The sequence below is a fragment of the Vulcanococcus sp. genome (genome assembly GCF_044369115.1).
In the GTDB taxonomy this organism is placed as follows: Bacteria; Cyanobacteriota; Cyanobacteriia; order PCC-6307; family Cyanobiaceae; genus Vulcanococcus.
The window spans coordinates 1-9,791 of the sequence record NZ_JBIPMN010000097.1; the positions used below are offsets into that span (position 1 = coordinate 1).

The 9,791-nt window shown below is 66.0% G+C and carries 9 protein-coding genes and 1 pseudogene; 8 read left to right on the forward strand and 2 right to left on the reverse strand.

The window, feature by feature from the left end:
• Positions 1-73 precede the first annotated feature (73 nt).
• The 4 genes from trxA (at position 74) to ACIQ2E_RS08770 (ending at position 3,436) form a co-directional block, all read left to right on the forward strand.
• Positions 74-406, forward strand: a complete 333-nt coding sequence (gene trxA, locus ACIQ2E_RS08755; RefSeq protein ID WP_296449184.1) for a thioredoxin — start codon at positions 74-76, stop codon at positions 404-406.
• Positions 393-1,613, forward strand: coding sequence for an aminotransferase class I/II-fold pyridoxal phosphate-dependent enzyme (locus ACIQ2E_RS08760; protein ID WP_398329069.1), 1,221 nt, complete (start codon positions 393-395; stop codon positions 1,611-1,613). Before trxA ends, ACIQ2E_RS08760 begins: the two co-directional genes overlap by 14 nt.
• Complete coding sequence (locus ACIQ2E_RS08765) at positions 1,595-2,344, forward strand: biotin--[acetyl-CoA-carboxylase] ligase (RefSeq protein ID WP_398329071.1); 750 nt, start codon at positions 1,595-1,597, stop codon at positions 2,342-2,344. Before ACIQ2E_RS08760 ends, ACIQ2E_RS08765 begins: the two co-directional genes overlap by 19 nt.
• A gap of 141 nt (positions 2,345-2,485) precedes the next feature.
• Positions 2,486-3,436, forward strand: a complete 951-nt coding sequence (locus ACIQ2E_RS08770) for a M23 family metallopeptidase (protein ID WP_398329090.1) — start codon at positions 2,486-2,488, stop codon at positions 3,434-3,436.
• Here the strand turns inward: ACIQ2E_RS08770 and ACIQ2E_RS08775 are convergent.
• Together ACIQ2E_RS08775 and ACIQ2E_RS08780 are read right to left on the reverse strand one after the other, a co-directional pair.
• Complete coding sequence (locus tag ACIQ2E_RS08775; protein ID WP_398329074.1) at positions 3,433-4,143, reverse strand: ABC transporter ATP-binding protein; 711 nt, start codon at positions 4,141-4,143, stop codon at positions 3,433-3,435. The genes ACIQ2E_RS08770 and ACIQ2E_RS08775 overlap by 4 nt on opposite strands.
• On the reverse strand, positions 4,143-5,714 hold the full coding sequence (locus ACIQ2E_RS08780; protein WP_398329077.1) for an NAD(P)H-quinone oxidoreductase subunit N: 1,572 nt from the start codon (positions 5,712-5,714) through the stop codon (positions 4,143-4,145). Before ACIQ2E_RS08780 ends, ACIQ2E_RS08775 begins: the two co-directional genes overlap by 1 nt.
• A 119-nt stretch (positions 5,715-5,833) precedes the next feature.
• Here ACIQ2E_RS08780 and topA point away from each other — a divergent pair, with 119 nt between their 5' ends.
• The 4 genes and pseudogenes from topA to ACIQ2E_RS08800 all read left to right on the forward strand — a co-directional run.
• A complete protein-coding gene (topA, locus tag ACIQ2E_RS08785; RefSeq protein WP_398329080.1) occupies positions 5,834-8,548 on the forward strand; it encodes a type I DNA topoisomerase in 2,715 nt (904 codons plus the stop codon).
• Positions 8,548-8,976, forward strand: a complete 429-nt coding sequence (locus tag ACIQ2E_RS08790) for a hypothetical protein (protein WP_398329083.1) — start codon at positions 8,548-8,550, stop codon at positions 8,974-8,976. Before topA ends, ACIQ2E_RS08790 begins: the two co-directional genes overlap by 1 nt.
• Complete coding sequence (locus ACIQ2E_RS08795; protein WP_398329086.1) at positions 8,973-9,611, forward strand: DUF2232 domain-containing protein; 639 nt, start codon at positions 8,973-8,975, stop codon at positions 9,609-9,611. Before ACIQ2E_RS08790 ends, ACIQ2E_RS08795 begins: the two co-directional genes overlap by 4 nt.
• Positions 9,608-9,791, forward strand: a pseudogene (locus ACIQ2E_RS08800) (NaMN--DMB phosphoribosyltransferase); the annotation flags it as partial. The gene ACIQ2E_RS08795 and the pseudogene ACIQ2E_RS08800, both read left to right, overlap by 4 nt.

Genomic DNA, 9,791 nt, shown 5'->3' on the forward strand with positions numbered 1-9,791 from the left:
AGGAGGTGGATACAGAGCTCGAGGAGCTGAAGCGCTCGATCGACAAGCTCTGATCCATACAATCGCCGCAGCGTTGACTGCCGCCGTGTCTGTTCTGCACCTCACCGATGCCAACTTCCAGGCTGAGGTGCTCGACGCTGCTACCCCGGTGCTCGTGGATGTGTGGGCCGAGTGGTGTGGGCCTTGCCGCTTGATGGCCCCAATGATGGATTGGGCTGCCGGTGAATATGCCGGCAAGTTGGCTGTGGGCAAGCTCGAGGCGGATCCCAACCCCACCGCACGCGATCAGATGGGGATTCAGGGCCTGCCCACCCTGGTGATCTTCAAGAACGGCCAGGAGGTGGCACGCCACGAAGGCGCCATGGCCAAACCCCAGCTCAAGGCCTTCCTGGATGCTCATCTCTGAGGCGCACCCAGCGCTGCATCGCTCCGATCGGGTCGCTGCCCTTGGCAGCGGCGTGTTTGCGCGCAACGATCAGCGCAAACAGACCTACCGGCTGACGGCCGCTGAATCCGGCAAACCGCCGCTGCTGGATCTCTCGCTTGGCTCCACTGATCTGCAGCCCCCAGAAGCGGCGATCCAGGCGATCCGCGATCAGTTGGGCCGACCTGAGAGTTCGGCTTACTGCCTCCATGGCGCCACCCTGCCGTTCCGTGAGGCTGTGGCCGCCTGGGCTCAGCGGCGTTTCGGTGTGGCGGTGGATCCAGAGCGGGAGGTGTTGCTGCTGGTGGGCTCTCAGGAGGGCACGGCCCACCTGCCTCTGGCTGTGCTCAATCCAGGCGATCCGGCGTTGTTGCTTGATCCCTACTACCCCTCCCATCTGGGCGGTCTGCGCCTCGCCTCAGCCGAACCGCAGTTCCTCAAGCTCGATCCTGCTCTGGGTTTTGCGCCCCGCTTTGATCAGATCAGCGCCAGTGCCTGGGATGCCCTCAAGCTGATGGTGCTGGGCTTTCCCCACAACCCAACCGCCACCACAGGCCAACAGGCTTGGGTGGATGAAGCCGCTGAGCGCGCCGTGCGCCACGGCGTGGTGTTTGCCCACGACAACCCTTACGTGGATCTGGCTCTTGAAGGTGAGGCTCCGGCGCTGCTGCGCTCACCGCTCTGGCGCCAGTGCGGGATTGAATTTTTCTCGTTTTCGAAGGGCTGGTGCCTGGGGGGCTTCCGCATCGCTTTCGCCATCGGGGCTGAGCCGTTGATCACGGCGCTGCGCCAGCTGAAGGGGGTGGTGGATTTCAACCAGAGCACGGCGCTTCAGGCCGGTGCCATTGCGGCTTTGGAGCAGGCCGGCGATTGGCCGGAGCGCATCAAGCCGATCTACCGCCAGCGGCGCGATCGGATGGCGGCTGTGTTGCAGCAGGCCGGCTGGCCCGTGCGCATCCCCTCGATGGCGCTGTATCTGTGGCTGGAGTTGCCGGAGCGGGCCCGCGCTGCCGGTTTGGATTCCGAGCAGTTCTGTGCGCAGCTCTTGGAAGCCACGGGGCTATGCCTCACGCCCGGCAATGGCTTTGGTGCGGGAGGTGAGGGGTTCGCTCGCTTGGCGCTGGTGCATCCGATCGAAGAGTTGGAGGCGGGGGCTCAGCGGATGGCAACTTGGCTGGCTCAGCTCTGAAGGCTGCCGCGATTGCCGCTCTCCTGCGGCGGATGCCGGCTGATCAACCGCTGTCCTGGCGGCTGCGGGTGCTGCCTGTGTGCGCCAGCACCGAACTGGAGCTGGCGCGCTGGCTACTGGCCGGCGCCCAGCCGCCGCTGGCGTTGCTGGCGCAGCAGCAGCGCTACGGCCATGGGCAGCAGGGCCGGGTGTGGCAGTCGCCGCCAGGGGGTGTGTGGCTCAGTGCGGCCATTCCCTGGCCAGAGCAGCCTGCGGAAGCGGCTTCGCTGGCCCTGGCTGCGGCGGTGGGGATTGCGCTGCAACTGGAGGCGCTCGGGCTGAAGCCTCAGATCAAGTGGCCCAATGATCTGTTGATCGATGGTCGCAAGCTCGCGGGAATCCTGCCGCGGTTGCGCTGGCGCGGCGGCCGGGTGCGCTACGCCCAGCTGGGGGTGGGCCTCAATGGGGTGAATCGGGTGCCCGCTGGGGCGATCAATGTGGCAGAGGCCCTTGGCATGCGCCCCCTGGCTCAGCCTGGGTGCCTCGCCGCACGGATGTTGCGGGGGCTGGAGTGGGCAGCGGCCGCATGCGATCAGCCTGAATTGGTGCGGCTTCAGGCGGAGCAGCGCCTCTACCGGCCGGAGTGGCTCGAGCACGAGGGCGAACGCTGGGCCGTGGCCGGCCTCGCTGCCGATGGCGGCCTGCTCCTTTGCCGCGGCAGTGCATCTGCTGTGCTGCAGCGGGCTTTCTAGAGTTTGGGTCGCTTTGTTTGCGGCACAGTGCCTCGCCTCCAACCGCTCAGTCTTCTGGCGGCCCTTCCGGCTCTGCTGGGGGGAGGCCTGGCCTGGGCTCAGCTGGAGGCCGCTCAGCTTGAGCTGCCTCCAGCAGCTCCCATGGCGCCGGTGGCGCCGCTGTTGCCACCGCCGGGAAGCATCGCAGTTCCGTTACGCCCGGATCCAAGCCGCCTGAGTGGTGCGACCACGGCGCCCAAGCGCTTCGACCAATCCCTCGATGAACTGGTGCGCCAGGGGGTGGTGACTCCCAGCGAGCGCAACTTGGTGCATGGTGGTGGTGGAGCGCTAGCACCGCTGGATGTGGGTGCGTTCCAGCAGGCCTGCCGCGGGGGTGCTCTGTCCACCAGCGAGTGCCGCGGCGGCATCGCCCTGCGCTGGGGACGCCGCAGCAACCGTGACGGCAATGTTGCCTGGGGCGGCCGCGTTGGCTCCGATGGTCTGCCCCTGCCGCCGCTCACGGTGCCTGTCTCGGCCCTGCTTTCCGGCAATGGCGGCAGTTTCAACCTGGCCAGCGTGTTCCGGGTGACGCCGCGGCCAGCCCCCGTGATCGGCAATGGCAACCGCAGTCTGCTGCTGCCGATCATCGGCAGCGCTGTGAACACCAGCGGCTTCGGCTGGCGCCTGCATCCGTTGCTCGGTGCCTGGCGCCTGCATGCCGGTGAAGATCTGGCGGCACCGGAGGGTACGCCGGTGGTGGCGGCCCTCAGTGGCAGGGTGGTGAGCAGTGGTTTGGCGGGCGGCTATGGCCTGGCGGTAGAGGTGGAGCACCAGCGGCCGCTGCGACGCACGCTGTATGGCCACCTCTCCGAGCTGTATGTGAAGGCCGGCGATGTCGTGCGCCAGGGCGAAGTGATCGGTCGTGTAGGCAGTACCGGCCTCAGCACAGGACCTCACCTGCACTTTGAGCTCCGGGAGCCGGCTGCAGGCGGTTGGGTGGCGATCGATCCGGGCGACTTCGATCCAGGCAGTGGCCTCAAGGGCACCGATGCGATCGCGCTGCTGATGGGCCAGCTGCTGCAGAGCCTGGAGCGGCCTCAGGTGAAGGCCTAAGCCTGCGATCCGGCGCCGCTGTCCACCAGCCGTCCATCGTGGAAATGCACGATGCGCTCGGCTCGGGCAGCCACATCGTGTTCGTGGGTTACGAGGAGGATCGTCATCCCCTGCTCGCGGTGCAGTTCATCGAACAGATCCAGCACTTCTTTGGTGGTGCGGGAATCAAGCGCGCCGGTGGGTTCATCCGCCAGCAGCAGATTGGGGTTATTGATGATGGCCCGGGCTACAGCCACCCGTTGCTGCTGGCCGCCCGAGAGTTGGTTGGGTTTGTTGTGCAGCCGCTCGCCTAACCCAACCCGCTGCAGGGCGGCGATGCCGAGTTCGCGGCGCTGTTCAGCCGGCACGCCGGCATACACCATCGGGAGCATCACGTTCTCGAGAGCGGTGAGTTCCTGCAGCAGGTGGAACTGCTGAAACACAAAGCCCAGTTCGCGGTTGCGAAGATCGGCGAGTTGGTCGTCGCTGAGGTGCTCCACGGCGGTGCCGTTCAGCTTGTAGCTGCCGCTGCTGGGGCGATCCAGGCAGCCGAGAATGTTCATTGCCGTGCTCTTGCCTGAGCCGGAGGTACCCATCACGGCGAGATATTCGCCGCGGCGCACGGTGAGGCACAGATCGTCCAAGGCCGCAACAGCGGTGTCGCCGCTGCCATACACCTTGCGGATGTGATTGAGCTCCGCCACCAGCGGAGCCGCAGGGCTGGTCATCAGCCGATCGGAAGGCCGGAGGCTGCCAATGCTTTCTGCAGCATGGGGGTGCCGGCTACGGCGCCATTGGCCCAGCCAAATAGAGGATTGGACAGGATGCCGCCCACGGCAGTCACCACCACACAGGAGATCAGGGCGGCGCGCAGAGGCTGCAGGCCAGCCACATTCCAGCTCACCTCCGGATAGGCCTTCACGACTTCAGAAGCTTCCTGAGGCTCCTTCACCACCATCATCTTGATCACTGAGATGTAGTAGTAGATCGACACCACCGAGGTGAGCAGGCCCACCACCACCAGTAGGTATTGGCCATCGGCCCAGCCGGCGAAGAAGAGGTAGATCTTCCCGAAGAAGCCCAACATCGGCGGGATGCCGCCGAGGGACAGCAGGCAGAGGCTGAGGCCGAGGGTGATCAGCGGATCCTTCTGATAAAGGCCGGCATAGTCGCTGATGCGGTCGCTGCCTGTGCGCAGTGAGAACAGGATGATGCAGGCGAAGGCCCCAAGGTTCATGAACAGGTAGGCGGCCATGTAGAGCACCATCGCCGCGTAGCCGTCTTCCGTGCCGCACACCAGACCGATCATCACGAAGCCTGCCTGGCCGATGGAGCTGTAGGCCAGCATCCGCTTCATCGACGTTTGGGCTAGGGCTACAACGTTGCCCAGCACCATGCTCAGAATTGCCAGCACGGTGAATAGAAGCTTCCACTGCGCCTCGAAGGGCTCGAAGCAGCCCACCAGGATGCGCAGGGCGAGGGCAAAACCAGCGGCTTTGGAGCCCACCGAGAGGAAGGCCACCACAGGAGTGGGGGAGCCTTCGTACACATCAGGGGTCCACTGGTGGAAGGGCACCGCAGCGATCTTGAAGGCCACCGTGGAGAGCACGAACACCAAGGCGAGCGCAGCCACGGGGGAGGCGCTGGTCTGCAGGGCGAGGCCCACGGCTTCGAGGCTTGTGCTGCCGCCGGTGAGGCCGTAGAGCAGCGAGGCGCCATAAAGGAACACGGCCGCTGCGGCCGAGCCCACCAGAAGATATTTCAGTGCTGCCTCCGAGCTGCGCGCATCGCGCTTCATGTAGCCCGAGAGCAGATAGCTGGCCACCGACAGGGTTTCCAGCGAGACGAACACGCTCACCAGGTCGGTGGAGCCGCAAAGCAGCATTGCGCCGAGGGTGGCGGCCAGCAGGATCGCGGCGTATTCACCCACCGGTGTGCCCGCCCGCTCCACGTAGCGCCAGCTGATCAGCAGCGAAAGCAGAGTGGACGCTGCCACCACGGCGCGGAAGGCAATGGCGAGGTTGTCGGCCAGGAACGAGCCCAGGAAGGAAGGCTCCAGTGGGGAAGCGTTCCACTGCAGCGCCAGCAGACCCAGGGCGCTGCCCAGACCGATGTAAGAAAAGAGAGGAACCCAGCGGGAGGCAGCTTTCTCGCCGGCCAGATCCACCAGCAGACACGCAAGCATCGCCAGCAGCACCGCTCCCTCAGGGGCCACGGCACCGGCGTTGAGCTGCAGAGACGTGATCGCACTCACCGCAGGTGCGGCGCCGGGGTCGGCGGCGGCCAGAAGAGAGAGCACAGCTGGTTCAGGGTCGCCCGTCGGCGAGGACTGTAGCCGCGCTGACGGCGGGATTTGTCGCCGCAGCCCCGGGCTTGACCGCCGGTGCGATAAAGAGGGAAGCGGTTTACCGCCTGCCTGTGGCGCACACCCTCGTCATCGTTGAGAGCCCCACGAAGGCTCGCACCATCCGTGGGTTCCTTCCCAAGGACTTCAAGGTGGAAGCCTCGATGGGGCACGTGCGCGACCTGCCCAACAACGCCAGCGAGATTCCGGCCGCCCACAAAGGCGAGAAGTGGGCCAATCTCGGCGTGAACACCGCCAACAACTTCGAGCCGCTCTACGTGGTGCCGAAGGACAAGAAAAAGGTGGTGAAAGAACTCAAAGACGCCCTTAAGGGCGCCGACCAGCTGTTGCTGGCGACGGACGAAGACCGGGAAGGCGAATCGATCAGCTGGCACCTGCTGCAGCTGCTCAATCCGAAGGTGCCGGTGAAGCGGATGGTGTTCCACGAGATCACCAAAGAAGCGATTGGCCGCGCCCTCGAGCAAACCCGCGAGCTCGACATGGAGCTGGTGCATGCCCAGGAAACCCGGCGGATCCTCGATCGTCTGGTGGGTTACACCCTCTCGCCGCTGCTGTGGAAAAAGGTGGCCTGGGGCCTCAGTGCCGGCCGGGTCCAGTCTGTGGCGGTGCGGCTGCTGGTGCAGCGCGAGCGGGCACGGCGCGCCTTCAAAAGCGGGAGCTATTGGGATCTCAAAGCCCAGTTGCAGCAGGGCAGTGCCGCCTTTGAGGCCAAGCTCACCCACCTGAAAGGTGAGCGCATCGCCGGCGGTTCCGATTTCGATGAAGCCACCGGTGGCCTCAAGGCCGGCAGCAAGGTGCGCCTGCTGGTGGAGGCCGAAGCCCGCAACCTCCGCGAAGCGGTTCTTGCCTCTCCCTGGAGTGTGGCCGCCGTTGAGGAGAAGCCCACTACCCGTAAGCCGGTGGCGCCTTTCACCACCAGCACCCTGCAGCAGGAGGCCAATCGCAAGCTGCGACTCTCGGCACGCGAAACGATGCGCACCGCCCAGGGCCTCTATGAGCGCGGCTTCATCACTTACATGCGCACCGACTCGGTGCATCTCAGCGATCAGGCGATCAATGCCGCCCGCAGCTGCGTGGCCGACAAATACGGCAAGGACTACCTGAGCCCCTCCGCTCGCCAGTTCTCCACCAAGGCCCGCAACGCCCAGGAAGCCCATGAAGCGATCCGACCCGCTGGAGAAAGCTTCCGCGACCCCTCCGCCACCGGTCTCGATGGCCGTGATCTGGCCCTTTACGAGCTGATCTGGAAGCGCACGGTGGCCTCCCAGATGGCTGACGCCAAGCTCACCATGCTGAGTGTGGATCTTGAGGCCGACGGCGGCAGCCTTGGCACCGCCGCGTTCCGCGCCACCGGCAAGCGCATCGATTTCCCTGGCTTTTTCCGCGCTTATGTGGAAGGCAGCGACGACCCCGATGCTGCTCTCGAGGGCCAGGAGGTGCTGCTGCCATCCGTGAAAACCGGCGACAACCCCGCCTGCAAGGGTGTTGAAGCGCTCGGCCACCAAACTCAGCCTCCCGCCCGCTACAGCGAAGCGGCATTGGTGAAGATGCTCGAGAAGGAGGGCATCGGCCGCCCATCCACCTATGCCTCGATCATCGGCACGATCGTGGATCGCGGCTACGCCACCCTGCAGAACAACGCTCTCACCCCCAGCTTCACCGCCTTTGCTGTGACGGCGCTGCTGGAGGAGCACTTCCCCGATCTGGTGGACACGAGCTTCACCGCTCGGATGGAGAACACCCTCGATGAGATCTCCCATGGGCAGGTGCAGTGGCTGCCCTACCTGGAGAGCTTTTACAAGGGCGACACCGGCCTGGAAGCCCAGGTGCAGCAGCGCGAAGGCGACATCGACCCCACCGCCTCACGCACGATTGAGCTGGAAGGTTTGCCCTGTGTGGTGCGCATCGGCCGCTTCGGTGCCTACCTAGAAACCAAGCGGGTGGCTGATGACGGCACCGAGGAGCTGCTCAAGGCCACCTTGCCCAACGAAATCACCCCGGCCGATCTCGATGCCGAGAAGGCCGAGCTGATCCTCAAGCAAAAGGCTGACGGCCCGGAATCTTTGGGTGAAGACCCGGAAACCGGCGATCTGGTGTATCTGCTGTTCGGCCAGTACGGGCCCTACGTGCAGCGGGGCCAGGTGAGCGACGACAACCCCAAGCCGAAGCGCGCCTCCCTGCCCAAGGGCGCCAAGCCGGAAGACCTCACCCTCGAAGACGCCCTCGGCCTGCTGCGCCTGCCGCGCCACCTGGGCGAGCATCCCGATGGTGGGAAGATCGAAGCCGGGCTCGGCCGTTTCGGCCCCTACGTTGTGCACCACAAGGGCAAAGGCGAGAAGGATTACCGCTCCCTCAAGGCCGAAGACGATGTGTTGATGGTGGGCCTGTCTCGGGCGGTGGAGCTGCTGGCCCAGCCGAAGCGCGGCCGCGGCGGTCGCACGGCCCTCAAAGACATTGGCACCCCTGAGGGGGCTGAGGAGGCCGTCCAGCTGTTCGATGGCCCCTACGGCCTTTACGTGAAGCAGGGCAAGGTGAATGCCTCTCTGCCGGAGGGCACCACGGCCGACACGATCACCCTGGAACAGGCTGTCGAGTTGCTGGCGGCCAAGGCCGCTGCGGGTAAGAGCAAGGGCCGCAAGGCTGCTGGTACTGCCGCCAAGAAGCCCGCTGCTGCCAAGAAACCAGCCGCCAAGAAGGCTCCTGCCACCACCAAAACCGGCCGCCTGCGTGCCAGTGCCGTGCGGGTGATCCGCGCCGCCGATAACTGATGCAGCTGCGGCAGACGCTGGTTTCTCTGCTGCTGGCTGCCGGTGTGAGCGGCTGCAGCGGCACGCCCTTCGGCGATCAGCTTTCGCGCAGTTTTTCGCAGCCACCCGCCACCCCGGCGGTGCCGGCAGCCAAACCTGTTGCCGCCCCCCCTGCGGCCAAACCTGCTTCCCAGGCGCAAACGCCGAGGAGCGAACCCACCAAGCCCTCGGCCCAGCCGGCTCCAGCGGCCCCGCCACTCACCCCAGCTCCCTATCGGGTCACGATCAAGCTCCCAGCCGCGGATCCTTCCTCTCCGGCTGAGGCGGTGACCGACGCACTGCGCAAGGCCGGTGTGGCGTTTGAAGTGGAAACGATTGAGAGAGTGCCTGCCGCCGGCGCTGAAACGGCTGCGCCGCTGCGAACCACCCCGGCTCCATCAGCGCGATGAGCCTCAGCCGGCGTCAGGCCCATCAGCTCACCGACACCGCCTATCTGGCGGCCGCGACCGCTCTGCTCTGGGTAGGGCTCTACTACCTGCCTGTTGGCGGCGCCCTCTTCCGTCTGGCCCTGCCGCTGCCCCTGGCCCTCTTGCAACTGCGCCACAACCGCCGCTGTGCGCTCGAAGGCGTTGCCGTCTCGGCCCTGTTGCTGGTGGCCCTGATGGGCCCGGTGCGCGGGCCTCTGGTCCTGTTCCCCTACACCTTGCTGGCCCTGTGGCTGGGCTGGTGTTGGACACGGCAGCTCAGCTGGTGGATCAGCTGGGGGGTGGGGGTGTTGATCGGTGCCACAGGGTTTCTGGTGCGGGTGGCGGTGGTGTCGGTGTTGCTGGGTGAAAACCTCTGGGTAGTGATCACCACCGCGGCGGCCCAGTTGCTGGAGCGCTTGAGCGGCCTGCTGCAGCTCGGCGGCGGGCCTGATCTCTGGCAGGTGCAGCTGCTGGCGCTGGGCCTGGTGCTGATTCAGAACGTGATCTACGTGTTGGCCCTGCATGCGGTGGCCCTGTGGATCTTTCCGCGCTTGCGCAGCCCGATCACGCCGCCGCCACCGCTGCTGCGGCCGCTGCTCGCCCTCGATCCCCTTTGACGCTCCAACGCCTCAGCGGTGATCCCCGCCAGGCGGAGCTTTGGTGCGCTCAGGTGGCGGGCGCTGCTGAGGCTGCCCGGGTGCTGTTGCTGCTGGCCGGTACCGCCACGGCTGCGGTGCCGGGCATCTCGGCGGCTGGTGCCACTCCGGAGAGTCGGCGGCTCACCGCTGCCGCTGATG

Bases quoted from the DNA above. Each gene is read 5' to 3' on its own strand.
- ACIQ2E_RS08770 (WP_398329090.1), top strand. From the start codon at position 2,486: ATGGCGCCGGTGGCGCCGCTGTTGCCACCGCCGGGAAGCATCGCAGTT.
- ACIQ2E_RS08760 (WP_398329069.1), top strand. From the start codon at position 393: ATGCTCATCTCTGAGGCGCACCCAGCGCTGCATCGCTCCGATCGGGTC.
- ACIQ2E_RS08775 (WP_398329074.1), bottom strand. From the start codon at position 4,143: ATGACCAGCCCTGCGGCTCCGCTGGTGGCGGAGCTCAATCACATCCGC.
- ACIQ2E_RS08790 (WP_398329083.1), top strand. From the start codon at position 8,548: ATGCAGCTGCGGCAGACGCTGGTTTCTCTGCTGCTGGCTGCCGGTGTG.
- ACIQ2E_RS08795 (WP_398329086.1), top strand. From the start codon at position 8,973: ATGAGCCTCAGCCGGCGTCAGGCCCATCAGCTCACCGACACCGCCTAT.